Origin of the sequence: Luteibacter rhizovicinus (genome assembly GCF_004342265.1) — a bacterium.
Taxonomy (GTDB): Bacteria; Pseudomonadota; Gammaproteobacteria; order Xanthomonadales; family Rhodanobacteraceae; genus Luteibacter; species Luteibacter rhizovicinus_B.
Window position 1 is genome coordinate 742,014 of record NZ_SMCS01000002.1, and the last position, 25,263, is coordinate 767,276.

23 protein-coding genes are annotated in these 25,263 nt (G+C 64.4%); 18 read left to right on the top strand and 5 right to left on the bottom strand.

Going from position 1 to position 25,263, the window contains the following annotated elements:
- Window position 1: 1 nt before the first annotated feature.
- From fmt to EC912_RS07490, 5 genes are all read left to right on the top strand, one after another.
- Window positions 2-946, top strand: coding sequence for a methionyl-tRNA formyltransferase (gene fmt / locus EC912_RS07470; protein ID WP_132142504.1), 945 nt, complete (start codon window positions 2-4; stop codon window positions 944-946).
- The gene (gene rsmB, locus EC912_RS07475; protein WP_243649183.1) at window positions 943-2,253 is read left to right on the top strand and encodes a 16S rRNA (cytosine(967)-C(5))-methyltransferase RsmB; all 1,311 of its coding nucleotides are present in this window, start codon (window positions 943-945) and stop codon (window positions 2,251-2,253) included. The genes fmt and rsmB overlap by 4 nt, the downstream gene beginning before the upstream one ends.
- Window positions 2,254-2,331: 78 nt before the next feature.
- Window positions 2,332-4,053, top strand: coding sequence for an ArnT family glycosyltransferase (locus tag EC912_RS07480; RefSeq protein WP_132142505.1), 1,722 nt, complete (start codon window positions 2,332-2,334; stop codon window positions 4,051-4,053).
- A 124-nt stretch (window positions 4,054-4,177) separates the two neighbouring features.
- Entirely contained in the window at window positions 4,178-5,452 is a 1,275-nt protein-coding gene (locus EC912_RS07485; RefSeq protein WP_132142506.1) for an O-antigen ligase family protein, read from the top strand.
- Between the two features lies 1 nt (window position 5,453).
- Window positions 5,454-6,452 (top strand): glycosyltransferase, encoded by a 999-nt coding sequence (locus tag EC912_RS07490; protein WP_132142507.1) that lies wholly within the window; start codon window positions 5,454-5,456, stop codon window positions 6,450-6,452.
- Here EC912_RS07490 and EC912_RS07495 read toward each other — a convergent pair.
- Window positions 6,435-7,277, bottom strand: coding sequence for a glycosyltransferase family 2 protein (locus tag EC912_RS07495; RefSeq protein WP_132142508.1), 843 nt, complete (start codon window positions 7,275-7,277; stop codon window positions 6,435-6,437). The genes EC912_RS07490 and EC912_RS07495 overlap by 18 nt on opposite strands.
- A gap of 75 nt (window positions 7,278-7,352) precedes the next feature.
- Between EC912_RS07495 and EC912_RS07500 the strand changes: the two genes are divergently transcribed.
- The 4 genes from EC912_RS07500 (at window position 7,353) to EC912_RS07515 (ending at window position 11,577) form a co-directional block, all read left to right on the top strand.
- The gene (locus EC912_RS07500) at window positions 7,353-8,168 is read left to right on the top strand and encodes a glycosyltransferase family 2 protein (protein ID WP_132142509.1); all 816 of its coding nucleotides are present in this window, start codon (window positions 7,353-7,355) and stop codon (window positions 8,166-8,168) included.
- Window positions 8,165-9,196 carry a CDP-glycerol glycerophosphotransferase family protein gene (locus EC912_RS07505; protein WP_132142510.1) on the top strand — a complete coding sequence of 344 codons (1,032 nt, stop codon included), beginning with the start codon at window positions 8,165-8,167 and terminating at the stop codon, window positions 9,194-9,196. Before EC912_RS07500 ends, EC912_RS07505 begins: the two co-directional genes overlap by 4 nt.
- A gap of 108 nt (window positions 9,197-9,304) precedes the next feature.
- On the top strand, window positions 9,305-11,254 hold the full coding sequence (locus EC912_RS07510) for an ArnT family glycosyltransferase (RefSeq protein ID WP_132142870.1): 1,950 nt from the start codon (window positions 9,305-9,307) through the stop codon (window positions 11,252-11,254).
- Complete coding sequence (locus tag EC912_RS07515; RefSeq protein WP_132142511.1) at window positions 11,251-11,577, top strand: hypothetical protein; 327 nt, start codon at window positions 11,251-11,253, stop codon at window positions 11,575-11,577. Before EC912_RS07510 ends, EC912_RS07515 begins: the two co-directional genes overlap by 4 nt.
- 30 nt (window positions 11,578-11,607) lie before the next feature.
- Here the strand turns inward: EC912_RS07515 and EC912_RS07520 are convergent, their stop codons facing one another.
- The gene (locus EC912_RS07520; RefSeq protein WP_132142512.1) at window positions 11,608-12,489 is read right to left on the bottom strand and encodes a lipid A biosynthesis acyltransferase; all 882 of its coding nucleotides are present in this window, start codon (window positions 12,487-12,489) and stop codon (window positions 11,608-11,610) included.
- A gap of 89 nt (window positions 12,490-12,578) precedes the next feature.
- On the opposite strand from EC912_RS07520, the gene dtd reads away from it, so the two are divergent.
- The 3 genes from dtd (at window position 12,579) to EC912_RS07535 (ending at window position 15,891) form a co-directional block, all read left to right on the top strand.
- Window positions 12,579-13,019 (top strand): D-aminoacyl-tRNA deacylase, encoded by a 441-nt coding sequence (gene dtd / locus EC912_RS07525; protein WP_132142513.1) that lies wholly within the window; start codon window positions 12,579-12,581, stop codon window positions 13,017-13,019.
- Between the two features lie 175 nt (window positions 13,020-13,194).
- Window positions 13,195-15,054: an RNA polymerase sigma factor RpoD gene (rpoD, locus tag EC912_RS07530; protein WP_132142514.1), complete on the top strand. Its 1,860-nt coding sequence runs from the start codon at window positions 13,195-13,197 to the stop codon at window positions 15,052-15,054.
- Between the two features lie 258 nt (window positions 15,055-15,312).
- Window positions 15,313-15,891: a hypothetical protein gene (locus EC912_RS07535; RefSeq protein ID WP_132142515.1), complete on the top strand. Its 579-nt coding sequence runs from the start codon at window positions 15,313-15,315 to the stop codon at window positions 15,889-15,891.
- Window positions 15,892-15,927: 36 nt separating this feature from the next.
- On the opposite strand, the gene EC912_RS07540 is transcribed toward EC912_RS07535, so the two are convergent.
- Window positions 15,928-16,788 carry an NAD(P)-dependent oxidoreductase gene (locus EC912_RS07540; protein WP_132142516.1) on the bottom strand — a complete coding sequence of 287 codons (861 nt, stop codon included), beginning with the start codon at window positions 16,786-16,788 and terminating at the stop codon, window positions 15,928-15,930.
- Window positions 16,789-16,808: 20 nt separating this feature from the next.
- The gene (gene speA / locus EC912_RS07545) at window positions 16,809-18,698 is read right to left on the bottom strand and encodes an arginine decarboxylase (protein ID WP_132142517.1); all 1,890 of its coding nucleotides are present in this window, start codon (window positions 18,696-18,698) and stop codon (window positions 16,809-16,811) included.
- A 296-nt stretch (window positions 18,699-18,994) separates the two neighbouring features.
- Here speA and speE point away from each other — a divergent pair, with 296 nt between their 5' ends.
- Window positions 18,995-19,846, top strand: coding sequence for a polyamine aminopropyltransferase (gene speE / locus EC912_RS07550; RefSeq protein WP_132142518.1), 852 nt, complete (start codon window positions 18,995-18,997; stop codon window positions 19,844-19,846).
- Window positions 19,847-19,968: 122 nt separating this feature from the next.
- Here the strand turns inward: speE and EC912_RS07555 are convergent, their stop codons facing one another.
- Window positions 19,969-20,166, bottom strand: a complete 198-nt coding sequence (locus EC912_RS07555) for an antitermination protein NusB (RefSeq protein ID WP_132142519.1) — start codon at window positions 20,164-20,166, stop codon at window positions 19,969-19,971.
- A 172-nt stretch (window positions 20,167-20,338) separates the two neighbouring features.
- On the opposite strand from EC912_RS07555, the gene EC912_RS07560 reads away from it, so the two are divergent.
- The 5 genes from EC912_RS07560 (at window position 20,339) to EC912_RS07580 (ending at window position 25,214) form a co-directional block, all read left to right on the top strand.
- Window positions 20,339-21,361: a hypothetical protein gene (locus tag EC912_RS07560; RefSeq protein ID WP_132142520.1), complete on the top strand. Its 1,023-nt coding sequence runs from the start codon at window positions 20,339-20,341 to the stop codon at window positions 21,359-21,361.
- A 115-nt stretch (window positions 21,362-21,476) separates the two neighbouring features.
- Window positions 21,477-22,109 carry an AAA family ATPase gene (locus tag EC912_RS07565; protein WP_132142521.1) on the top strand — a complete coding sequence of 211 codons (633 nt, stop codon included), beginning with the start codon at window positions 21,477-21,479 and terminating at the stop codon, window positions 22,107-22,109.
- Between the two features lie 65 nt (window positions 22,110-22,174).
- A complete protein-coding gene (locus EC912_RS07570; protein WP_132142522.1) occupies window positions 22,175-22,666 on the top strand; it encodes a SixA phosphatase family protein in 492 nt (163 codons plus the stop codon).
- 5 nt (window positions 22,667-22,671) lie between these two features.
- The gene (locus tag EC912_RS07575; RefSeq protein ID WP_243649184.1) at window positions 22,672-23,247 is read left to right on the top strand and encodes a YceI family protein; all 576 of its coding nucleotides are present in this window, start codon (window positions 22,672-22,674) and stop codon (window positions 23,245-23,247) included.
- A 41-nt stretch (window positions 23,248-23,288) separates the two neighbouring features.
- On the top strand, window positions 23,289-25,214 hold the full coding sequence (locus tag EC912_RS07580) for a phospholipase D-like domain-containing protein (protein ID WP_132142523.1): 1,926 nt from the start codon (window positions 23,289-23,291) through the stop codon (window positions 25,212-25,214).
- Window positions 25,215-25,263: the final 49 nt, after the last annotated feature.

Below are 25,263 nucleotides of genomic sequence, written 5' to 3' on the forward strand. Positions count from 1 at the left end.
GATGACCGACCGCCCTCTGCGCCTGGTATTCGCGGGCACGCCCGATTTCGCTGTCCCTTGTCTTGAAGCCTGCCGCGCCTCCGGCGCTGACGTCGTCGCGGTCTATACCCAGCCCGACCGCCCCGCGGGTCGCGGGCGCAAGCTGACCGCCAGCCCGGTCAAGGAAGCGGCGATCGCGGCTGGCATAGCGGTCGAGCAGCCCGAATCCTTCAAGGCGGAGGCCGACCGCGACACCCTCGCCGCCTATGCTCCCGATCTGATGGTGGTCGTGGCCTACGGTCTGATCCTGCCGCGCAAGGTACTCGCCATTCCACGCCTGGGCTGCTGGAACGTGCACGCCTCGCTGCTGCCGCGCTGGCGCGGCGCGGCTCCGATTCAGCGGGCCATTCTCGCGGGCGACACCGAGTCGGGTGTCGACCTCATGCAGATGGAAGCCGGCCTGGATACCGGCCCCATGCTCGTCGAACGCCGCACGCCGATATCGGCGGACGACACCGGCGGCAGCCTGCACGACCGCCTTTCCGTACTGGGTGCCGATGCCCTGGCCGAAGGTCTGCGCCGGGTCATGGCCGGCGAAACCCTGGTCGCCACGCCGCAGGCCGACACCGGCGTCGAATACGCGCACAAACTCGACAAAGCCGAAGCGCTGCTCGACTTCACCCGGCCTGCCATCGAACTGGAACGGAAGGTACGCGCCTTCGATCCCTGGCCTGTTGCCGAAGCCGAGGTCGCGGGCGAACGCCTGCGTATCTGGTCGGCCGTCGCTATCGCGGGCGAGCCCGGCGCCGTGCCGGGTTCGCTTCTCGCCGCCAGTCGCGACGGGCTGGATATCGCCTGTGCCGAGGGAGCGCTCCGCCTGCTCGCCGTACAACGCGCGGGTGGGAGACGGATCGGTGTCGTCGACTATCTCAACGCGCGACCGGAACTACGGAAGGCTCGTTCATGAGCACGATGTCGACCCGGGCGCTCGCGGCCGAAGCACTGGCCGACATCGCGCTTGCGGGTCACTCGTTGCGAGAGGTCGCCGACCGGGCGACCAGAAAACTTTCCGACTCCCGCGATCGTGCATTGCTGACGGCGCTGCTCAATGAAGGCGCGCGATGGTGGCCACGATACGACGCCGCGATCGACCGCCTGCTGGATAAATCGCTGCGACGTAACGAGCCGGCGATCCATGCGCTGCTCGTCCTGGGCCTGATCCAGATCGAGGTCCTGGAAATGCCGGGATACGCCGCCGTGGCAGCCACGGTCGAAGCGGCTCGCGAATTGCGCCGCCCGCGATTCGCGGGACTGGTCAATGCCGTGCTGCGTCGCTGGCAACGAGAGCGCGTATCGCTGATCGAAGCACTGGATGCGACACCGGCGACACGTCACGCCCATCCCGCATGGCTTGCGAAGACCATCGCCGCGGACTGGCCGGGCAGGGCCGACAGCGTGTTCGCCGCCAACAATCAGGAACCGCCGCTGATGCTGCGGGTGAATCGTCGACGCGCCACGCGCGAGACGGTGGCCGAAGCATTGCGGGCGGCCGGTCAGAACGCGACATTGCATCCATGGCTGGTCGACGGGCTCGTCCTGCCGCACAGCACCGATATTACCCGGCTGCCCGGCTTTCCCGAAGGTCACTTCGCGGTACAGGACGGCGCGGCGCAGATACCCGCCGACCTGCTCGACGTTGCCGACGGCCAGCGTGTGCTGGACGCATGCGCCGCACCCGGCGGCAAAGCCTGCCACGTGCTGGAGCGCGCCGATGTCGCGCTGGTCGCCGTGGAATCGGAAGCGGGACGCGCCCCACGCATCCAGCAGAATCTCGACCGCCTGGGCCTCGCCGCGACTATCGTCGTCGGCGATGCGGGCAACCCCGATAGCTGGTGGGACGGGCGTCCTTTCGACCGGATCATGATCGACGCGCCATGCTCCGCGACGGGCGTGATTCGCCGCCGGCCGGATGTACGCCTCCATCGTCGTGCTACCGATATCGACAACCTCGTCACACAGCAGAAGCGCATCCTCGAAGCACTCTGGCCGCTGCTGGCTCCGGGCGGAAAGTTGCTGTACGTGACGTGTTCGCTGTTGCGACGGGAGAACGAGGGCGTGGTCAGTGCTTTCATCGACTCCCACACCGACGCCGTCGCTGCACCGTTCTCGTTGCCCGTGGGACAAGCGGCCGGCATCGGCTGGCAGATACTTCCCGGCGATGGCGATCTTGACGGCATGTATTACGCGCTCGTCGAGAAACGCAGCACACCTTAAGGCTGTTCTCAGCTGTATTATTTCTACTGAAGCCCCACCATGCGCCGCACTAGCGGTAGCCGTCGAGCCTATCGAGATATGGACGCAGTACACGACGATTCGCAGGAGCGCCGCTATTTCTGGTTTCTGATGATTGCCGCATTGGTGGTGATCGGCGCAGGAATCGGATTGCGCGATCCCTGGCCCTCGGACGAACCGCGATTCACGCTGGTCGCACGACAGATGTTCGAAAGCGGGGACTGGCTGTTCCCTCGCCGCGGCATCGAGCTATACGCCGACAAGCCTCCGATGCTGATGTGGCTGGAAGCCGGCTTCTACACTTTACTGCGCAGCTGGCGCGTGGCGTTCCTCCTGCCTTCCCTGCTCGCGTCGGTCGGAACGATTGCCCTGGTCTACGATCTCGGCCGTCGCCTATGGACCCGTCAGGCGGGTCTTTATGCGGGTGCCGCGCTGCTCGTCACTTTCCAGTTCGCGTACCAGACCAAACGCGCGCAGATCGACCCGCTGGTGATGTTCTTCATCACACTTGGCAATTACGGACTCCTTCGACATTTCCTGCGCGGCCCCGACTGGCGGGCGTTCTGGCTTGGCTGTTTTGCCGCGGGGCTCGGCGTCATCACCAAGGGCGTCGGCATCCTGTCGCTGTTCCTGTTCATTCCCTATGTCGTCGCTCTCGTCGCGCGCTTCGATGGCGTCACGCTGGTGCGTGGGCACGTTGGCCACTGGCTGCTGGGCCCGGTTGCGTTCCTGCTCGCCATCGCCTTATGGCTGGTGCCGATGCTGCTGACCGCGCAGGCCCATTCGAGCGATCCCGCCTATGCCGCTTACGTCAACGACATCCTGTTCCAGCAGACGGCGAAGCGATACGCCAATTCCTGGGATCACGGCCAGAGCGTCTTTTATTTCCTGCCCGTCATCATCGGCACATGGCTACCGCTGTCCCTTACCTACTTCGGTACCTTTCCGCGCTGGTGGGCGAAGCTGAAAGCCCGCGACGCCCGATACCTCCTGCCCCTGGGCTGGATCGTGCTCGTACTTATTTTCTTCAGCATTCCCCACGGCAAGCGGGACGTCTATGTGATGCCGGCGCTGCCCATGCTGGCCCTGGTCACCGCGCCGTTGCTCGACGAACTCCTCGGCAAACCGTGGTTGCGACGCCTGGGGCTGGCAACGCTGACGGTCATCGGCGCCGCCCTCGTCGCCGGCGGCGTGCTGGCTCTCACGACCCATCCGAAATTCGCCGTGAACTTCATCGAACAGCGCGGCCTGGAACAGGGCGATACGTCGATCTGGTGGATGGCGATCACGATCGGCGTCATTCAGCTCGCCCTTGTCGCGACGATGCGCATGAAGCGCGCCGTTACCGCGGTCGTGGCGGGCATGGTGTCTTTGTGGCTGGTGTTCTCGCTATGGGGTTACCCGGCGCTCAACGCATCCAGCTCGTCGGTCGAAGTCATGCAGCGTACGCGTGAGCTGGTACCCCAGGACGACCAGTTGGCCATGGCGGGATGGAAAGAGCAGAACATGTTGATGTACCCGGGCCACGCCACCGACTTTGGCTTCACGGTGCCCTGGAACGAGCAGTTCGCCGCGGCGGCGGCATGGCTCCAGCAGGACCCGGATCGGCGCTGGGTATTCATCCAGGATGCCGTCATGGGGAACTGCGTGGACGTGGCAAAAGCCACGTTCGTCGGTACGGCGAACCGCCGTGGGTGGTATCTCATCCGTGCCGGCTCACTCGTTCCGGGTTGCAAGCCCGGCGAGGATGTCAACGAAAACGGAGCCTCGGGCGATTCATAAAGAGTCGGGCTGGTTCAGGTTCGTGATGTACCATTCGGTCGGATAATGCATCATTCAAGGCACTCCCGATCCCCGGCTCTCATCCCGGGGTTGGGCAGCACGGCGACAGGACTGACCCGCTTCAATGACCGACACCCCGCCGTCCAAAGACAGCCGAGCCTACTGGCGTACCCTCGCCCTTAGCGCCCTGGTGGCAATTACACCGTTCAGCGTGGCCTTGCCCTCGAAAATGAAAGCACTGTCCATGCTGGCACTGCTTATCGTCGGCGTGACCCTGATCGCAACCAGCACCGAGACGCGGCAACGCTATCGCGTGGCCGCTGCCATTGTGGTCGTCTGCCTGCTGCGGTTCGCGCTTGCCGCCACCAACATCGCCTGGCACGGCCTTGGCTGGACCGAACTGGACCTTCCCGCCCAGACGCTGATGTTCCTGGGAATCGCCGGGGTCTTCACCGCCCCTCTTAACTGGCGTTTCATCTGGTGCGGCTTTGCCATTACCGCCATGGTGTTCGGCAGCGCCTGCATCGTGCAGCACTTCTTTTTGGGCGCCGACCGGGCATATGGCCTCAATGGCGGCCCCTGGAGCGCCATCGAATTCACCATGATCACGCTGACGATGGTGCTCTTCAGCATCATTCAGTTGATGGCTCGCGAGCCGTCCATGCCAGAGCGCTGGCTCCACGCCATCGCGATCGGCGTGGGCCTTTACGGTGCCTTGCTGACCCAGAGTCGCGGCCCGTTGCTGGCTTTTCTTCCGGCGCTGGCCATCGCGATGATCGTGACCGTGCGGCGAACCGGCCGCCTGCGTCAGGCGATAACCTTTGTCGTCATCCTCATTGCGGGCGCAAGCGTTGCCACGTTCAGCCTGCACCGGGAGCTCGTCGACCGCTTCGGCCAGGTCCAGGGCGAAGTCGCCACGTTCAGCCGCGACAACGCGCAGGGCCCCGTCCGCGAACGAATCGAAATGTGGATCACGGCCTGGCAGGCCTTCGAGGAACATCCCGTCATGGGCGTCGGGCTGGACAAGTTCGGTCAGTATGCACGCGATCAGATCGCGCGGGGCCAGGTCAGCCCGGTCATCGAAAAGTACGATCATCCGCATAACGAATACCTGGAAGCGGCGGCTACAGGCGGCGTTCCCAGCCTGATCCTCCTGCTCCTGCTATTCGCCCTGCCTGCGGTGTACTTCGCGCGACGGACACTCCAGACGGACGAACGGCGGGCCCTCATCGCGACGGCCGGGCTCGTATTGGTCGTCGTCTACTCGCTCTGCGCGTTGACCGACAACGTGTTCTATCGTGCCATGCCGCAGTCGGTTTTCCTTTTCCTGATGCTCGGCTTCGCCCTGGCGACCGCCTACCCCGTCAGACGCATCGATACGACCGCGACGCCGGCCTGACATGGCTCGTATTCACCTGATCGCGTGGGACAACCAGCGCGGGCTGAGCCACGACATCCGGGTCATGGCCGATGCGCTGGCCGCTCTTGGTCACGACGTGCACATCAGCCGGCTGGGCTCCAAACGGCGCGACGGAACATGGACCCTGCACGCCCTCCGCCTGCGCCGATGGCTGGGCTGGCTGTTCAGCGGCGGACGGCAACCGGCGAAGTTCGATATGAACCTGTCGCTCGAACACGTGCGGCCCGCCAGCTTCGGACTGGCGCGCATAGATGTCCTCATGCCCAACCCCGAATGGATGTCGCTCCGTAGTCAGCGTTATCTGCCGCGGTTCGATGCGCTGCTGACCAAGACCGCCGAAGCCAGTCGCATTTTCTCGTCGCGCGGCCTGCGCACGCTGCATGTCGGATTTCGCAGTCGCGACTGCTACGACCCCGACGTCGTGCGCACGCCGCACGCGTTCCTGCACGTCGCCGGCGCCAGCGACCTGAAGGGGACAGCGCGCCTCATCGCGGTCTGGAAGCGTCATCCGGAATGGCCGCGCCTGCGTGTGCTGCGTGCCGGCGCCAGCGAGGAAGAGGCTCAGACCGAATGCGCGAACATCGAGGTGGTGCGGACGTATCTGCCTGCCGACGAAGTGCGCCGTCTTCAGAACGAGTACGCGTTCCATATATGCCTGTCCGAAACCGAAGGCTGGGGTCACTACCTCGTCGAGGCGATGAGTTGCGCCGCCGTGGCGATCACCTGCGACGCGCCACCCATGAATGAACTGGTCACTGAAGACCGGGGGCTGCTGGTCGCGGTCGGCGAGCCCCGGCCGTTCAACGCCGCGCTGGCCTATCCGTTCGACGAAGCCTCGCTGGAACGAACGATAGCGCGCGCCATCGCCATGCCGGACGACGAACGCGAACGACTGGGCGTGAACGCCCGGACCTGGTTCCTCGACAACGATGCCGGATTCACCGATCGCCTCGACCGCGCGTTACGCGATCTGCTCTGAGTTCCGCGGACGGATATCGACGGGCGGTTCGGAAAATTCCGCCAGATGCTGGTCCACGCCGTTGTCGCAACGGACGAGCTGCCGCCGGCGCGTATCTTCCAGAAACCGGTCGTTGGGATTGTCGACGACATTCTTGCGCGTGCGGTGATACAGATGAGTGGCCAGCGCGCTGAAACGCAGGTCGCGGCGACGGATCCCGGCGTGGAAAGCGCGCGCCACCAGTTCGGTGTCTTCGCGCCCCCAACCCGTCATGCTCTCGTTGAAGCCATTCAGCCGAAGCAGGTCGTCGCGCCAGAAACCCATGTTGCAGCTTTTGATGCCACGCGTTTTCTGCGAAGGCTTCGCGTACCAGCGCGCCAGCGCGGGTAGCCGCAACGTATGCCGGCGGCGCTCGATGCCCGGGGTGAAGAACGAGGCGCGCACCGTGCCGTCCGCCAGCATGCGCCGGGTCAGGGTTTCGTCGCTGAGCACGCGGGAACCCTGCACATAGCAATCGGCCATGGCGAATGCCTCGTGGTCGGCGATGAAGTGCGGCTCGGCGACCATGTCGCCATCGAGCAGGATGATGTAGTCGCCGGTAGCCGCCGCGATGGCCCGGTTACGTGCGCGGCTCATACGGGCACCGTCGTCGGGCTGCCAGAGGTGGACCAGTCTTACCGGAAACCATGCGGCCACGCGGCGCATGACCTCGGCCGTGGCCTCGCCGGAGCCGTCGTCGGTCACGATGACCTCGTCGGGCAGACGCGTCTGCCGGGCCAGCGACTCCAGCACGCGTTCCAGCGCGTCGGGCCAGTTATAGGTGAGGATCGCAACCGTGATACGCATGGCGAAAGTCTAACCGAATCGCCGGAAATACCCGCCACGAACCGGGCTTCATGGCGATTCGGTTAGACTTTCACGATGGCGAACCTCCCCCTCTCCCTTGTGGTCATCACCTATAACGAGGCGCATACGATCGCCCGTTGCCTGGACAGCGTGCCTTTCGCCGCGGAGAAGATCGTCGTCGACAGCGGGAGTACCGACGACACCGTCGCGATCGCGATCGCCCATGGCGCCCGCGTGGTGCATCAGGACTGGCTCGGCTTCGGCCCCCAGCGCAACTTCGCCACCGGTCAGGCCAGCCACGACTGGTTGCTGGCACTGGACGCCGACGAGTTTCTTTCGCCCGAGCTCGCCGCCGAACTCAGCCAGGCGTTGCCCGGCATCATGGCCAGCGACGCGCCCGCCGCCTGGCTGCGCCGCCGGACCATCTACATGGGCCGCCCCATGCGCTGGTACCGCCCGGCCGTCGGCGAAAAGATGGCGCGCCTGTGGCATCGCGACCGCGCCCGCTGGACCGACGCGCGCGTGCACGAGTCGCTGCGCTTCGAAGGATCGGCGCCGACGCTTCGCGCGCCCTTCGACCACGTGAACAATCCCAGCCTGGCCGAGAAACAGCTCAAGGTCCTGCGCTACGCCGAACTGAAGTGCCGCGACTGGCTCGACAAGAACAAGCCCGTGCGCATGTGGCAAACCCCGTTCGTGTTCGCACTGGCGTTCATCAAGGATTACATCTTCCGGCTAGCGTTCCTCGACGGCTGGCGCGGCTACGCTATCGCGCAGACCGCCGCGAGCTACGCCGTTTACAAACGGATGCGCTACTACGAAATGCGCAACAACCCCCTGTCGCGCGATACCGCCGCGACAGCCCTTCATCGACACGGACTCGACCGTTGAAAAAGCACTACCTTCTCTACGGCTCCGAGCGCTACGCGCTGGCCATCCTGCGCCCGCTGCAGGAAGCGATCCGCGCACGCGGCGACGAAGCCGCGTGGTTCTTCGACGGTCCGGGCGGCGAAGACCTTGTCGCAGGCGAAACCTGGCTGCGCACGACGCAGGAGGTTCGCCGGTTCGATCCGATCGCCGTGGTGACCTCCAGTAACGCCGTGCCGCACTTTTTTCCCGGCGTGAAAGTCGAAACCTTCCACGGTTTCGATGCAGGTAAGCCGCGCCATATCTATATCCGCGGTTTCTTCGACCTGTACTGCACCACCGGCCCGAAAGACACCCGCGCGTTCGGCGAGATCGCCGCGCGCCTCGGCCACTTCGCCGTCAAGGAAACGGGCTGGCCCAAGCTCGATCCGTTCCTGAAGGACATCGGCGAAGGCCCGGTGCCTCCCGTGCGCCAGCCTCCGACGATCCTTTACCACTCGACGTTCTCGCCGTCGTGGAGCGCTGCGGAAACCCTTTACGACAAGGTGCGCGAACTGTCGCGCGACGGCCGCTATCGCTGGATCGTGACCTTCCATCCGAAGATGAATCCGGAAACGACGGCGAAGTATCGCGCACTGCAGAACGACCATCTGCGCTTCGCCGACGACGACAATATTCTGGATCTCTTCGGCCAGGTCGACATGATGTGCTCGGACACGTCCTCCGCACTGAGCGAGTTCCTGCTCACCGGAAAACCGGTGGTCACGTTCAAGAATCGCCGGCCGGGTCCGCAGCTGATCGACATCGCCGACGCTGCCGACTTCGAGCCGGCGATCGAGCGCGCGCTGTCGCGTCCGCCCGAACTGATGCGCGCGATCCGCGAATACGCCGACTCGATCCATCCCTACCGCGACGGCCGCTCGAGCGAGCGGGTGCTGGACGCCATCGACCAGTTCATCGCCGAAGGCGGTCGCAGCCGCAAGCGCAAACCCCTGAATCTGTGGCGCAAGCTGAAAATCCGGCGCCGGATCGGCTACTGGGGCCCGGCCTGACGGCCAGGCTCCACGCCAGCTCCACACTCCGAGCTGTACGCAGGCGGTCAGCCGAACGGACCGTCATGCGTTTAGACTGACCCGACCAACGACCCGGTGAAGACAACCTTGCCTTCCAGCGCCTATACCCGTTCCGAACATCTTCGCGCCCTGTGGCCCTGGCTGCCTTTGTGGGGTGCGATGGCCCTGCTGGCCATCTTCTCGCATGGTCCGATGCCGATGTTCTCCACGCGAACCCTCGCCGTGGCATGGGAAATGTGGGCACACGGACACTGGCTGGTGCCTTACATCAACGGCCAGCCGTACAGCGAGAAAGTCCCGCTGCTCTTCTGGATGATCCACGCCGGCTGGTTCGTTTTCGGCGTTACCGACGTGTGGCCGCGCTTCCTGGAGGTCCTGTTCGGGGGCATCCAGCTCGTGCTGGCCTCGGTACTCGCCTCGCGCCTGTTCCCCTCGCGACCGTGGGTCGCCAAGGCGACTCCGTGGTTGTTGATGGGACTGACCTACGCATTCCTGTTCGGCCAGCAGATCATGTACGAGGTGCTGCTTGCCGTCTGGGTACTCGGGGCCATCCTGTGCCTTACGCCCACGTCGCGGCGCGCCGAACCCCGCTGGTGGCTGTTCGGGCTGCTGGTCGGCGCGGGCCTGCTCACCAAAGGCCCGGTGATGCTCCTGCACGTGGTGTTCCCGCTGCTGCTCGGGCCGCTCTGGAACGACTGGGCACGACGGAATCGTGCCCGCTGGTATGGATTCGGACTGCTCGGCCTGTTGCTCGGCTTCGCGATCCTCCTTGCCTGGGCCATCCCGGCGGGTTTCGCCGGTGGCGACGAATACCGTCAACGGCTGTTCTTCACCCAGACAGCCGGTCGCGTCGTCGATGGCGATCACGCCCGTTCGCTGCAGAATCATGCGCGCTCCGCATGGACTTACCTGGTCTGGCTGCCGCTCCTGCTGTTTCCCATCACCGGCTGGTTGCGCGCGCTGGTCGCCGTACCCCTCACACTGTTTCGCCGCCCCTGGGACCGGTCCGTCGTGCCAGCGCTGGTCATCGCCGCCGTGGCCGCACTTGCGCTGCTCGTCATTGGCAATCTCGACCTGAACGTGCCGGCCGGCATCCCGCAGTTGCTGGTCTGCCTGCTGATCGTCCCATTGCTGGTGGCCATACTCCGCCAGCCCCTCGAGCCCGGTCTCCGGCTGCTCGTCTGCTGGCTGCTTCCGACCCTGCTGGTGTTCTCGCTGATCACGGGCAAGCAGGGTTATTACGTGCTTCCGGAACTCGGCGGGGCCGTGATGCTGATCGCCGCTGCCATTGCGCATCTTCGCGAGCGCCATCTCAAGCTGGCGGCGCACTACGCACTCGGTACATGGCCGCTCGCCCTGGGCGGGTTCTGCCTGGCGGCCTTCCTGTTCGCCATGCCGGCACTCGTGGCCTCGGGCCGACTGACCAATGTCTGGATGGTCGACATGGCACCTTACGCGCGCTTCTTCGCCGTGGTGTTCATCGTGCTTGGCGTCCTGCTGTTGCTTCCGGGACGCGGCGAAATGCGCCGGCTCGCTTTCGCGGGGCTGATCGGCACGCTCGCGGTCAATTCCCTGTGGACGCTGGGTGCGTGGCACAACTACGACTTCCAGCCGACCGCCCAATACCTCGGACAAGCCGAAGCCTCAGGACTTCCCATCGCCAATCTGGGACGTGGCTACAACGGGCAGTACCATTTCGCCGGTCGGCTCATGAACCCCATCGTCAGGCTCAACGAGGGAGCGGGTGCACCTCCGGACGACGAGGATGACGATGACAATCCGGCGATCCACGACGGCGACACTCTCGACGAGTTCGCACGCAAACATCCCGATGGCGTGGTGATTTCCTATACCAGCAGCCTCACCCAGAACGACCTGCGTTATGCCCATCTCATCCAGCCGTCCTTCTCCAGCTGGCTGCTGATCTGGGACGCGCGCACCATCTCCGCGCTACGCGCCGGACGCATTCCGCCCGAGCCGAAACTGCCGACCCTCATGTATCCGCGCGATTACTGGCGCTACAAGGTCGTCCGTTGAACGACGAACTCATCCAGCGGCTTCGCACGCAGGTCGGCGGCGTCCGGGATGGGGCGCTGTTGCGGTTCTCCATCGGCAACGCCCTGCTGGGCGACGCGCGATACGCGGAAGCCGCTGTGGAGTTTCGCGAAGCCGTCGCCTTCGATGCCGACTATTCGGCGGCATGGAAGCTGCTGGGCAAAACGCTGCTGGCTCTTGACGACGAAGCCGGCGCCGCCGCCGCGTGGCGGTCGGGCATCGAAGCATCCGAACGCCGGGGCGACAAACAGGCCGGCAAGGAAATGGCGGTCTTCCTCAACCGGCTGAGCCGAAGCGCGCCGTAAACCTGGCCGGCGCTTATGTTGCCGGAGGAACTACCGGTACGGACTGGCGCGATCGTTCGCCGTGTATCGTTTGTAATGCCACTGATATTGCGGGAAGGCCCGCTCCACGCACGATTCCACACCACGATTGAGCGCCGCACAGGCCACTTTCAGATCGGCGTCGGCCAGACCGGCGGGCGCCGGAAGAATATGGATGCGGTAACCCGCCCCTTCGGGCAGTCGCTCGGCGAAGCTGAAGAGCACAATGGAACCCGTCCGCGCCGCAAGCCGGGGCAGCAATACGCCAGTCAACGCGTCCACGCCGAAGAACGGCGCGAACTCGCCCTCGCCCTCACGCGGCTTCTGGTCGGGCAGGATGCCCACGGTGCCGCCGGCGGCCAATCGTTTGTATAGCGTGCGCACGCCTGCGCCCTCGGCGCGCACCTGTTCCGGAGCCAGCGCGCCGCGCACTTTGCGTAGCAACGCCTCGATGGCCGCGATGCGCGGCGGCCGATAGAGAATCGCCATCGGCGTGCGGCTGCACAGCCAGTAATTCAGCAGCTCCCAACAGCCAAGATGGGGTGCGGCGATGATCACGCCCTTGCCGCTCGCCAGCGCCGCCTCGAAAAGTTCGCCACCTCGAACCTCGCGCACCAGCCCGAGGGCACGCTCCGCGCCACCGCCCCAGATGCTGGCGATCTCAGTCAGGGATTTGCCGCTTTCTTCCATGGTCCGCGTCAGCAGCGCCTTGCGGTCGTCCTCGACGAGGTCCGGTTGCGTAAGCCGGAGGTTGACCTCGGTGTAATGCGCGGCACGCGTGCGACGGCGCAGGGAAAAACGCCCTATGGCCGCCCCGATGGCCTGCACGGTACGCAGGGGCAGCAGGCTGACGAGCCGCAACAGGAGATAAACGAGATAGATATCCGGGCGCATGCCACAAGTTTAGGGCATAGACAGGTTCACCCCCTTCCCGCGAGCCCACCTTCCGTTAAGCTGTCGGCCACTCAGCCGTTACCTCATCCATGATCGCACTTATCCAGCGGGCCGAATCCGCGCGAGTCGATGTCGATGGCCTCACCGTGGGTGCCATCGGAGCGGGCCTGCTCGCCCTCGTGGCCATCGAGCCCGACGATGGCGAAGCCCAGTGCGCCCGCATGCTGGAACGTCTGCTGGGTTACCGGGTCTTTTCGGACGACCAGGGCCGCATGAACCTCGGACTGGCCGAAACCGGCGGCGGACTGTTGCTGGTCAGCCAGTTCACCCTGGCCGCCGATACCCGGAAGGGCATGCGCCCCAGCTTCACCACCGCGGCGCCGCCCGAACACGGCAGGCGCTGGTTCGACCGGCTGGTCGAACTGGCCCGCGCGGCGCATCCTGGGGTGGAAATCGGACAGTTCGGTGCCCATATGAAAGTTCACCTGGTCAACGATGGTCCCGTCACTTTCTGTCTGGAAGTGCGTTGAGCCACGCATGGCATCGAAGCCACCCTTTCCTCCCGCCTTCGCGGCGCGCTCCGGCCGTATATGGCTGTCTGGCGCGATTCTTGCGTTGCCGCGTGGAGGCCGATCCACTTGAAAACTGGTCAAAAAATCATCAAATGACTATACTGATCGGTTCCTGTAACCCGCGGCGGTCGGCATGACTAATAAAGCTCACGAGCAGCAGTCGGAAATCAAACAGCTCATCTCCAAGGGTTTGGAGCAGGGCTACCTGACCTATGCCGAGATCAACGACCACCTCCCGGACGACATCGTCGATCCGGAGCAGATCGAAGACATCATGGCGGTGCTCAAGGGCGTCGGCATCGAGGTCCATGATTCCGCGCCCGACACCGACACTATCGCCGACGGCGCCGCCCCGGGCACCAGCACGGACGACGAGTCCGCCGCCGAGGAAGCCGTGGCCCTGCTGTCGGCCGTCGATGCCGAGGTCGGCCGCACCACCGATCCCGTCCGCATGTACATGCGCGAGATGGGCACCGTCGAGCTGCTGACGCGCGAAGGCGAAATCGCCATCGCCAAGCGCATCGAAGAAGGCCTCAACCAGGTCCAGACCGCGCTGGCCAGCTTCCCGCTGACCATCCAGCTGCTGCTCGAGGAATACGACCAGCACGTCGAGGGCAAGCGCCGCCTGAGCGAAATCCTGGCCGGCTTCGCCGATCTGGAAGAAGCCGCCGATGCCGCGCAGGCCGCCGCTGCCGAACTCCCGGCCGCCGACGCTGAAGACGCCGAAGAAGAAGAGACCGACGACACGGCCGCCGAGGAAGAGGAAGCCGGTCCCACCGGCCCCGACCCGGAAGAAGTGAAGCGTCGCATGGAAGAACTGCGCTCGCTGCACCAGAAATTCCAGAAGGCGGCACCGAAGGCCGAAATCAACGACAAGAAGGTCACGAAAATCCGTGAGCAGATGTCGGAAGCCTTCCTCAAGCTCAAGCTGCCTTCCGCGCTGATCGACAGCTTCGTGCGCAAGCTGCGCGAAGTGGTGAACGACATTCGTCACCACGAGCGTCTGCTGATGGATATCTTCGTCAAGCAGGTGAAGATGCCGCGCGCCGAGTTCCTGAAGACGTTCCCCAGCAACGAGGGCAACCTCGAGTGGGCCGCCGACCTGTCGCGCAAGCGCCAGAAGTGGTCGCCGAACATCAAGAACTTCCGCGAAGTCATCGATGGCGAGCAGGAAAAGCTGGCGCAGATCGAGCGCACGCTGTACCTGCCGCTTACCGACATCAAGGAAATCAATCGCGCCATGTCGGTCGGCGAGGCGAAAGCCCGTCGCGCCAAGAAGGAAATGGTCGAGGCCAACCTGCGTCTCGTCATCTCCATCGCCAAGAAGTACACCAACCGCGGCCTGCAGTTCCTCGACCTCATCCAGGAAGGCAACATCGGCCTGATGAAGGCGGTCGACAAGTTCGAATACCGTCGCGGTTACAAGTTCTCGACGTACGCCACGTGGTGGATCCGTCAGGCCATCACGCGCTCCATCGCCGATCAGGCCCGCACCATCCGTATCCCGGTGCACATGATCGAGACGATCAACAAGCTCAACCGCATCTCCCGCCAGATGCTCCAGCAGTTCGGCCGCGAGCCGACGCCGGAAGAACTGGCGAAGGAAATGGAGATGCCGGAAGACAAGATCCGCAAGGTCCTGAAGATCGCGAAGGAACCGATCTCCATGGAAACCCCGATCGGCGACGACGAAGATTCGCATCTTGGCGACTTCATCGAAGACACCAACGCCAGCTCGCCCGTCGAGTCGGCCACGGAAACCGGTCTCATGGAAACGGTGCGCGACGTACTCGCCGGCCTCACGCCGCGCGAAGCGAAGGTGCTGCGCATGCGCTTCGGTATCGATATGAACACGGATCACACGCTGGAAGAAGTCGGCAAGCAGTTCGACGTCACCCGCGAGCGCATCCGCCAGATCGAAGCCAAGGCCCTGCGCAAACTGCGTCACCCGAGCCGCTCGGAAACGCTGCGCTCGTTCCTCGATATCGATTGATCGGGGTTACAACGCAGAAGTGAAAACGCCCGCGAAAGCGGGCGTTTTTTTGCGCGTGTTTCAGAGCGTAGTCGTGCGTGGTCTGAGCGCGAACCACGCACGAACATGCGTTAAAGATTCTCCAGCCCGGACGCAATCGACCATTGCCGACCAACGCCGAAACGCCCAAGAAACTCCTCAGCGCATAACGTGACAGCGCACGCACAACATCGGCGACGCACCCCGTATCCTCGCCGGCCCGCGTTCACCGGAAGAACGATGCTCGTCCCCATCACGCCGACCTCGCGTCAGTACCTCGAGCACACCCTGCGAATGTTGGATGCGCAATCGATGGGCGGCCTTTGCCAGGGTGCATCGGCACACTGGATGATGGATGTCATGTCGGGAAGGTTGGCGACGTTCGACCTGATCAAGCTGCCGCGGGCACTTCTGTATCAACGGCATTACGAAGCATTGATGAATCCGGACACTGCCATCCGGGCCGTCCACGCCGCCATTGCGTATTACCTCGATCGCTTCCGCTGTACGACGTCATTCGAAACCAGTGCCCGAAAAATCGGCGGCGCGCTCAATTCGCCTTGCAATGTCGCCGCCATGCTCGGCATGGATGCTCCGACAGGAGGCAGCCATTCCATCGTTCTCTTCAAGGCAAAAAGCGGACGACGGTTTGTGTATTGCTCCAACGCAGGCATCTACGAGTGGGCATGCTCGCCTCACAACGCCATCGGCGTGTTTCTGTCTGAATACAACACGCGCTTCGGCACCAACTACGACAAGATCAGCGAAGCGATCATATCCACGACGCCACACGATCTTCCCGTCAATGCCTACGCCTGACGCCCGACGCCCGACACCGGGAGATGTCCTCGTCGCTCAGCGAGCGCGCTTCAAGCGGATCAATGCCGAAATATCGTCGTCGCCATAACCTTGCGACATCAATTCGGCAAAGTCGGCGAGCGACTTCTCGATCACACCGCGATCCGTGCCGGCTTCCTCGGCGATACCCCGCACGATGCCCAGATCCTTGTGCAGCAGCGCCAGCTTGAACCCGACCGAGAATTCGTTGCGCAACATCGTCGCGCCGCGCTTGTCGAGGAACCAGTTGCCCGCGGCACCGGCAGCCAGCGTGGGAATAAGGCGGTCGGCTTCGAGGCCCAGCGCATCGCCCAACGCGAGGCCTTCCGTCACTGCCTGCGCGATGCCGGCGACCAGCACCTGGTTCACCGCTTTCGTTGCCTGCCCCGAGCCCACCGGACCCATATGCGTGATGCGCGCGCCATAGGCTTCCAGCACCGGTCGCGCACGTTCGAGTACATCCGCTTCACCGCCGACCATCACGGACAGCTTGCCGTTCTTCGCGCCTTCCACGCCACCCGAAACCGGTGCGTCGAGGAAATGCGCACCCACTTCGGCGAGGCGACGCGCAACACGCTTCGCCGTGGCGGGCGCCACCGTCGAGTGGTCGATGACAATCGCGCCTTTACGCAACGAAGGGGCCATCGCGTCGACGACGCCGATCACGTCGGCGTCGGCACTGACGCAAAGGGCAATCACGTCGCACAACGCCGCGATACCGGCGAGGTCCGGCGCCGCGACCTTCAGCTCCGCGGCGAGCGCGTCGGCTTTCGCCTGGGAGCGATTGCCGACGGCCGCGAGCAGGCCCTTATCGTTCAGATGCCCGGCCATGGGAGCGCCCATGGCGCCGAGACCGATAAAGGCTGCTTTGATCGACATGTGTTTTCCCGTAGAGGAGATCAGTCGCCGGTGTTTTCGGCGAGGTAGGTGTAACCGGTCAGGCCCGCATCCAGCGCGGCATACAGACGCTCGCCTTCCGCGCCCGCGATACCCGCGGCGGCAAGCCGGTCGGTATAGGACTGACGCAGTGCCTTCAGGTCGTAGCCGACGTAGTCCAGCATCAGGTCGGTAGTGTCGCCACGACGGATATGGGCGAACTCGTAGCCGTCCGCGGTCGCGCGGACATTCACCGCATCGGTGTCGCCGAACAGGTTGTGGATGTCGCCGAGCGTTTCCTGATAAGCGCCGACCATGAAGATGCCCAGCCGGTACGACTCGCCCGAGCGCAGCTCGTGCAGCGGCAGGCTGACGTCGACGCCCTCGGCGTCCACGTAGTGATCGATGCGGCCATCGGAGTCGCAGGTCAGATCCGCGATGACGCCGCGGCGCATCGGCTCTTCATCCAGGCGCGCAATCGGCACGATCGGGAAAATCTGGTCGATCGCCCAGATATCCGGTACCGATTCGAATACCGAGAAGTTGACGAAGTACTTGTCGACCAGCTTCTCGTCCAGATCGTCCAGCGCCTGACGATGCGCGCGCTCGGCGGGCAACAGGCGGGGACGCACGGCATTGGCGATGGCGTAGAACAGTTCGTCGAGACGTGCGCGGTCTTCCAGATGCAGCTGGCCCAGCGCGTACAGCGCCTGGCCCTCGGCGAAATGGTGTTGCGCCTCGTGGAAGAGTTCCAGCGCCGGGCGGCTGTCCAGTTCGGCATGCGTCTCGCGCAGATGGCGCAGTACCGTCGGCTCGCCTTCGCGCTCCGGCGGAATCGTACCCATCGGCACGGCCTCGACCTCGCTGACGTTCACCACCATCACGGCGTGGTGCGCCGTCATGGCGCGGCCGGACTCGGTGAAGATCACGGGCGCGGCCATGCCATATTCGGTCACGGCCTCGGCCAGCGGCTGCACGATGCTGGCGGCGTACTGACCCAGGCTGTAATTGATGGAGTTATAGCTACGCGAACGGGTGCCTTCGTAGTCGACACCCAGGCCACCGCCCACATCGACGACTTCGATACTGACACCGAGGCGGTGCAGTTCGACGAAGTAACGTACGGCTTCGCGCATGCCCGCCGCGATGTCGCGCACGTTCGAAATCTGCGAACCCATGTGGAAGTGTTGCAGCTTCAATGTGTGCTTGAGACCGGCCGCGTCGAGGCGTGCGATCAGTTCCAGCACCTGGCCCGGGCTGAGGCCGAACTTACCCTTGTCGCCACCCGTGTTCTGCCATTTGCCGGCACCGATCGAGGCGAGACGGACGCGCACGCCGAGCAGCGGCTCCACGTCCAGCGCTTTCGCCTCGGCGAATACGTGGTCGAGCTCGGAGAGCTTCTCGATAACGATATGCACGCGCAGGCCGAGCTTCAGGCCGATCAGCGCCAGGCGTACGTATTCGCGATCCTTGTAGCCGTTGCACACGACCATGCTGCCCGGACGAGCATGCGCCAGCACGGCCATCAGCTCCGGCTTGGAACCCGCCTCCAGCCCGAAGCCCTGCTCGCCGGCGGCGACCAGCTCGCTGACGACGCCGCGCTGCTGGTTCACCTTGATCGGGTAGATCGCCGTATAGCTGCCGGCGTAGTCGGCATCGTCGATGGCACGGGCGAATGCTTCCTGCAAACGGGCAAGCCGGTCGGCAAGGATGTCCGGGAAGCGGACCAGCAGGGGAAGGCGCAAACCCTGCGCCTTGGCCTCGTCCACGATGGCCGACAGGTCCAGCGCGGGGCCTTCGCTGCCGCGCGGACGCATCAACAGGTTGCCATTGCCGGCCACATCCACGTAGCCGTTGCTCCAGTGCGGGATAGCGTAAGTCTGTCGCGCGCGTTCGATGTTCCAGGTCGCCATGGGCGTCCGATCTCCTCGTCGATAGTCGTGCCCCCTCGGGGGCCAGAAGCAGTCGCAGCGGCGAACCTTGACCTGAAGCGTGTCTGGCGGCCGGGAGCCTCGCACGCCGCGGGGCCGGTCAGACAGGGCCTGACCGCGGCCATGGCAACGGACAGACCGCCTATTGTAATAGCCGTTCGTGACGCGTGCGTATCACCCCAGCCCGGGGTGTCATAGCGCCGGCAGGACGGCGTGCGCCCGCGATAGCCGGTACAATCACGGTTTTCCGTCCTTACACGATTCTCAGGAACAGCGTCATGTCGCAGCTCAGCTGGTTCACCGAAGCCCATCAGGCTTCCGGCTCCTCCATCGGTTTCCGCGTCGAGCGACTGCTGCATGCCGAAAAAACGCCCTTCCAGACGATCGAGATCTATCAGACGACCGACTGGGGCAACCTGATGGTGATCGACGGCTGCGTCATGCTGACGGCCCGGGACAATTTCCTGTATCACGAAATGATGACCCACCCGGCGCTGTTCACGCACGCACGCGCCAAGCGCGTCGTGGTCATCGGCGGCGGCGACTGCGGCACGCTGCGCGAAGTGCTCAAGCACGAGGAAGTCGAATCGGCCGTGCAGGTCGAGATCGACGAGCGCGTCACCCGCCTCGCCGAGGAATACTTCCCGGAACTGTGCGAATCGAACAACGACCCACGCGCCGAGCTGCTCTTCATCGACGGCATCAAGTACATGGCCGAAGCCGATCCCGAATCGCTCGACCTGATCATCGTCGACTCCACCGACCCGATCGGTCCGGCCGAAGGCCTGTTCAACGCGGCCTTCTACGCCAGCTGCTACAAAGCCCTGCGCCACGGCGGCATCCTGGTCCAGCAGTCCGAATCCCCGCTGGCCCACATCGAACTCATCAAGGCGATGCGTTCGGCCATGCGCACGTCGGGCTTCCAGGCCGTGAAGACCCTGCCGTTCCCGCAGCCGTGCTATCCCACCGGCTGGTGGAGCTGCACCATGGCCCGCAAGGGTGGCGACCTGTCGGGCTTCCGCGAGCGCGGCGCCCTCAGCAAGAACTTCCCGACCCGCTACTACAACGCAGACATCCACAAGGGCGCACTCGCCCAGCCGGAATTCATGCGCGAAGCCCTGGGCGAATAACCCAAAGCCAAAGCAGGCGCGCTCCCTGTGGGAGCGCGCCTGCGCGCGAAAGCCAACGAAGCGAGGAAGCCATGCGCCTCCTTAGAGCGCGCAGAGCACCGGACATCACCCAGTCCGCATCCTCAAAACATCTTCGCCCGCACCTTCGGCAGCACGACCAGAATCAGCGTCGCGATCGGCCCGAGCAGCGCCGACAGCAAAAACCACAGCAGACCGCTGCGATTCTTGCCCTGGGCGAGCCCCGCGTTAATCAACATCAACGTGCCCCATCCGGCAAGCCAGCCACCACGATCGCTGGCAATAAGCGCGAATTGTTCCATCGTATTCTCCTGTTCTGTCGCAGGATTGGTATGAGCGTGGGGTACGAATACGCAGCACGCCCCCGACGTGAACGCCGATAGTAGCAAGACCCTGCGACACCGCACGTTTTGTCGCCCACGTTCCGTTCATGCAGAAGCCGTATCCTTACCCTTTTGTGACGGAGACGGATCCATGCGCGGATGGCGCCTTACGACCTTGGCCCTGATGGCCACGTTATCGCTTCCCGCACTGGCTGCCCCGCCCAAGGCGCCCCCAGCCGCCTCGAAAGCCGAGGCGAAGGACCAGACCAAGGCCCTGCTCCAGTTCCAGCGCGATCTGGCCAGCGTCCTGGCCCTGCGCACGGATGCCGAGCCGCTGCTGGCCGCCGCCCTGCTTGCACGCCCCCTGCCGGATGCGCCGGAAGTACTCAGCTACCACGCGCTGCTTGAGCGCGCCGCCCGCAACGAGGACGCCGGCCCCGCCGTGTCCTGGGCCCAGTTGGCCGATTGCAGCCGCAAGAGCGGCGACTGCCCCAACGTCGACGCCCTGACGAAACTGGAACAGCAGGCGCCGGACAATGCCGCCGTGTGGCTGCTGAAGCTCGCCGTCGACGACCACCAGGGCAAGAAGGACAGCGTGCGCACCGACCTCGGCCGCGCCGCGAACGCCAAGGCCTACGACGACTATCTCGGCAATAGCCTGAAAGCCCTGGCCAATTCGGTCAGCCAGCTTCCGCCGCCGCCCGCCACCTTCAGCCCGCTGGCGGGTGCCGGTACCGCGGGCGTCCAGATGGTCCTCGTCTTCGGCCTGGGCAGTGCGCAGCCGATGCCCGGCTTCCAGGTCACGGCCCGGTTCTGCGAAGACAACAAATCCGACCAGGGCGTCGTCGACGACTGCCTGAAGCTGGCGAAAGTCCTCGAGTGGGGCAGCAGTCCGCTCGGCCGCTCGCTTGGGCTGCACCTGCGCGAAACGCTGTCGCCGGACGCCGCACAGCAGCAGGGTGCGAAGACCGCCCGCCTGAACCTCATCTGGCAGATGCAGCGCTTCGCCCAGTTGAACATGCAGGGTCAGGGCGACAAGGTAACGGCGCAGAAACTGCTCGCGCTGGCCCGTACGGGCGGCACGGAAATGAGCGTCATCCTTTCGGCCCTGCGCACCTACGGCATTCCCGCCGAGGCGCCGGCAGGCTGGGAACCGGCGAAAGCCGAGAGCTGATAACCGCTCGTCATGCAGGAGCGCCCCCAGGCGCGCTCCTGCATGACGATTGCGCCTCGCGTTAGGCCACCTGCGTGGGTTAGCCTTGTCCCATCCTTCGGGCAGGTGACGACGTATGCTCACGACGCTTGTGGCAAGCAGCAAGGGCGGATGCGGTAAGTCCACGGTGGTAACCCAGCTGGCGGCTTACTGGACCCAGGCGGGCAAACGCACCGCCGTCATCGACGCCGACCGGCAACACTCCAGCCTGCGCTGGGCCGGAAGACGACCGGACAACGTCCCGGCCGTCGCCGCCATCGAAGGTAGCCGCAAGGCCCTCGATCGCGTACCGGAACAAACCGAACGGGTCATCGTCGATACCCCGGCGGGCGTCACCGAGCGCGACCTCGAGCCATACATCGAGAAAGCCGACGTCCTCCTCGTGCCGGTACTCCCGTCCAGCTTCGACCTCGACGCCACCCTCGATTTCCTGCACATGCTCCGGAACATCCCGCGCATCAAACGCGGCAAGTTGCCGGTCGGCCTGGTAGGCAACCGCCTCAAGCCCTGGACCAACGCCAGCCAGAGCGCCATCGCCGAACTCGCCGAGCGCGCGCCCTTTCCGGTGGTTGCGGAACTTCGCGACTCCCAGGCGTACGTCTTGCTCACGGCGCTCGGTAAGGGCATCTTCGACTACAACTCGGAAAACGTACGCGGACACCAGGACGACTGGACGAAACTGTTGCGCTGGATAAAACGTAACGGTTGAACCCTAGGCTGGCGACGCGCGACACGATCCCGCCACGCTCGCGTGGCACGTAGGAGGCAACAACCATGCACGAACTCATCCTGTTGCGTCACGCCGAGGCCGAGCCTCCCGAGAAGGCGAAAGACGACCGTTCGCGAACCCTGACGGAACACGGCAAGCGCGAAGCCCGCGATACGGCGAAGTGGTTCGCCGAACACCACATCGAATATGACCGGATCCTCTGTTCGCCCGCGGTGCGAACCAAAGAAACCGCCATGCTCGCCCTCACCCACGGCAAGCCCCAATTCGTCGAAGAAATCTACGATGCCACCCCCGGCGACCTGATGGCCGTGCTCGACAAGCACCACGGTGTCGGACGCGTCGTTTTGGTCGGCCATAACCCCGGCATCGAACAGCTCGTCGCCCTGCTGGTAGACGGCCGCTCGGACGACTATCGCGGCATGCCCCCTGGCGGCGTGGCTCGACTGACGCTCCAGAAGAAGGGCTCCATCGAGCCCGGCATCGCGAAGCTGGAAGCCTTTTGGTCGCCTAGTTTCAAAGAGTCGAAAGCTTCCTGATCACCTTGAAACGGGCCCTCCGCCACATCGTCCCGGCGGCTATCTTTCTGTTCACGACGGCGCCGGCCGGCGCCGCCGATCTTCGTATCGATCCCGTGAAGTCGCACGCCGAATTCGGTGTGCGACTCCTTTGGGTGAGCACGGTATCGGGCGTTTTCGACAATATCCGCGGCGATATCGCCATCGACCGGATCAATCAGACCGCCGTGGTCGACGCCGTCATCGACGCGGACAGCATCCGCATGGAGTCGGCCCGGCTGCGTCGCTGGGTGCTCGCCCCCGAATTCTTCGACTCGGTGCACTATCCGCAGATCCAGTTCGTATCGACGCCCACGCCGTTGGAATCGTTGACCCATGGCGGCACATTGCAAGGCCGGCTCACGATCCGCGGCATCACCCGCGACGTCGACTTCCGCCTGCTTCCCAGCCCATGCCCCACGGAATCGATGGATGGCTGCGTAGTACAGGTGCAAGGCACCATCGACCGCACGGATTTCGACATGCTCGGTCGTCGTGGCGCGTTGTCCGACCGCGTGAACCTCGGCCTGATCATCGTACTGGCGATGCCCGAGGCGTACTGACTCCACCTGTCGCGGCATCCTCTCCCCTATCATGTCCGGATATGCGTCGCCTCGCGCTTTTCCTCATCCTGACCGCCACCGCACTCGTGCAGGGGTGTTCCCTGTCACACGCCCATATCCACCGGGCGGACGTCATCGTGGCCCAGACCATCGACAGGGAATCGACCTGCGCCGGCGCCGATCATTGCGCGACCTCGTCGCCGCTTATCGCCGCCGCCGAGGAAGCAAATTCGGCATCCACCGCGGATAAGCCCGTACACGTGGCCACGCTGCTCGACGACGGCGAGGCGGCGATGGCTGCCCGGATCAACCTTATCCACGCAGCGCGCAGGACCATCGACGTCCAGACCTACATCTGGGAGCAGGACGATGCGGGCAATCTGGTACTGAATGAGCTGATCAAGGCCGCCCGGCGCGGTGTGCAGGTCCGCATCCTGGCCGACCAGTTGTTCTCTTTCCGCGATCCGGAATTGCTTGCGAAGCTCGCGCGTGCGAACGAGAACCTCCAGATCCGCCTGTACAACCCGACCTTCCAGAGCGCGAAGACGCCGCCGCTGGAATTCGCCGCCGGCATCCTGTGCTGCTTCTACAAGTTCAACCAGCGCATGCACAACAAGCTGTTCCTCGTGGACGATCTCGTCGGCATCGCCGGTGGCCGCAACTATGAGGATCGCTACTTCGACTGGGACAACACCTTCGATTACGTGGACCGCGACGTGATGATCGGCGGCCCCGTCGCGAAAACCATGGCGGCCAGCTTCGACCTCTTCTGGGAACACAAGCGTTCCGCTCCCCTTACCCATCTGCGCGACGTGAACCAAGCCATCGTCGCGGACGACGAGGGAAAGCAGCGATGGACCGAACCGGCATACGAGAAACCCGATCGTGTCGAGCAACTGCTGTGGGAAGCGGACGATCCCGACTGGCTCGATCAACATATCGGCCGCGAAACGCTGCGAATGAACAAGGTCGAATACCAGTCCGATCTTCCGGGCAAGACCGACAACCCGAAGCGCCGTGAAGTCCGCGCACTCACGCGGCACCTGATGGGACTGATGCGCAACGCGAAAAGCGAAATCGTGCTGCAGACGCCCTACCTGGTCATGAGCAAACCCGCCCGTCGGATCTTCAAGGAAATTCACAAGCGCGAGCAGCCACCCCGGGTCATCGTGTCCACCAACTCGCTGGCATCGACGGACGCGTTCGCGGTGTATGCCGTGTCGTACAAACACCGCAAACGCTACCTCATCGACTACGGCTTCGAGATCTACGAAATGAAGCCGCGTCCGGGCAATACCGATGGCGATGGGCTCGACAGGCGTCCCGAAGCCGGCACGCTCCCGCCTTACACAGCGACCGCCGGAGGTGGCAGCGGTAGCGGCAGCCGGGGCCGCCGCGGCGAGCGCGCAGGCGCGCCCAGCGAAGCCACCGGTCCTTTCGCCTTGGGCAGCCACTCTCACAAGGGCGCGCGCAATCGACCCGCGCCGCTGATCACCGAGGGCGTCCGCTTCGGACTGCACGCCAAGTCGATCGTCATCGACGACACCTTCGCGATGGTCGGGTCGCACAACTTCGATCCGCGTTCGGACCACTACAACACCGAATCGGGCGTGATCGTCTACGACAAGCGCTTCGCCGATCGCCTGCGCCAGTCGATCATGCAGGACACGCTACCCGGCAACGCCTGGGTCATCGGTCCGCGGGAGAAAACGCTCGGCGTGCTCTCGGAGGTCAACGAGGCGATCGGAGACGTGTCCGAACACCTGCCGTTCTTCGACCTGTGGCCCTTCCGCTATGCGACCAGCTACGACCTGAAACCCGGCTGCATTCCCATGCGCTGGACCGATCCGCGGTTCTTCGAATGCTACGAGCCCGTCGGCGACTTCCCGGAAGTCGACGTATCGCTGAAACTCATCTACACCCGCATGATCACGGCCTTCGGCGCATCGGCGGCCGGCATCCTGTAACGCGCGGCCGACCTGTAGGAGCCCGCATGCAGGGCCCGCACCAATGCAG

What these genes read in the sequence shown, in the direction of transcription:
- rsmB (WP_243649183.1), top strand. Translation starts at nt 943, where the DNA reads ATGAGCACGATGTCGACCCGGGCGCTCGCGGCCGAAGCACTGGCCGAC.
- EC912_RS07555 (WP_132142519.1), bottom strand. Translation starts at nt 20,166, where the DNA reads ATGGAACAATTCGCGCTTATTGCCAGCGATCGTGGTGGCTGGCTTGCC.
- speE (WP_132142518.1), top strand. Translation starts at nt 18,995, where the DNA reads ATGTCGCAGCTCAGCTGGTTCACCGAAGCCCATCAGGCTTCCGGCTCC.
- EC912_RS07535 (WP_132142515.1), top strand. Translation starts at nt 15,313, where the DNA reads ATGCTCGTCCCCATCACGCCGACCTCGCGTCAGTACCTCGAGCACACC.
- EC912_RS07520 (WP_132142512.1), bottom strand. Translation starts at nt 12,489, where the DNA reads ATGCGCCCGGATATCTATCTCGTTTATCTCCTGTTGCGGCTCGTCAGC.
- EC912_RS07480 (WP_132142505.1), top strand. Translation starts at nt 2,332, where the DNA reads ATGGACGCAGTACACGACGATTCGCAGGAGCGCCGCTATTTCTGGTTT.
- rpoD (WP_132142514.1), top strand. Translation starts at nt 13,195, where the DNA reads ATGACTAATAAAGCTCACGAGCAGCAGTCGGAAATCAAACAGCTCATC.
- EC912_RS07490 (WP_132142507.1), top strand. Translation starts at nt 5,454, where the DNA reads ATGGCTCGTATTCACCTGATCGCGTGGGACAACCAGCGCGGGCTGAGC.
- speA (WP_132142517.1), bottom strand. Translation starts at nt 18,698, where the DNA reads ATGGCGACCTGGAACATCGAACGCGCGCGACAGACTTACGCTATCCCG.
- EC912_RS07495 (WP_132142508.1), bottom strand. Translation starts at nt 7,277, where the DNA reads ATGCGTATCACGGTTGCGATCCTCACCTATAACTGGCCCGACGCGCTG.
- EC912_RS07570 (WP_132142522.1), top strand. Translation starts at nt 22,175, where the DNA reads ATGCACGAACTCATCCTGTTGCGTCACGCCGAGGCCGAGCCTCCCGAG.
- EC912_RS07500 (WP_132142509.1), top strand. Translation starts at nt 7,353, where the DNA reads ATGGCGAACCTCCCCCTCTCCCTTGTGGTCATCACCTATAACGAGGCG.
- EC912_RS07485 (WP_132142506.1), top strand. Translation starts at nt 4,178, where the DNA reads ATGACCGACACCCCGCCGTCCAAAGACAGCCGAGCCTACTGGCGTACC.
- EC912_RS07565 (WP_132142521.1), top strand. Translation starts at nt 21,477, where the DNA reads ATGCTCACGACGCTTGTGGCAAGCAGCAAGGGCGGATGCGGTAAGTCC.
- EC912_RS07540 (WP_132142516.1), bottom strand. Translation starts at nt 16,788, where the DNA reads ATGTCGATCAAAGCAGCCTTTATCGGTCTCGGCGCCATGGGCGCTCCC.
- EC912_RS07560 (WP_132142520.1), top strand. Translation starts at nt 20,339, where the DNA reads ATGCGCGGATGGCGCCTTACGACCTTGGCCCTGATGGCCACGTTATCG.
- dtd (WP_132142513.1), top strand. Translation starts at nt 12,579, where the DNA reads ATGATCGCACTTATCCAGCGGGCCGAATCCGCGCGAGTCGATGTCGAT.
- fmt (WP_132142504.1), top strand. Translation starts at nt 2, where the DNA reads ATGACCGACCGCCCTCTGCGCCTGGTATTCGCGGGCACGCCCGATTTC.
- EC912_RS07580 (WP_132142523.1), top strand. Translation starts at nt 23,289, where the DNA reads ATGCGTCGCCTCGCGCTTTTCCTCATCCTGACCGCCACCGCACTCGTG.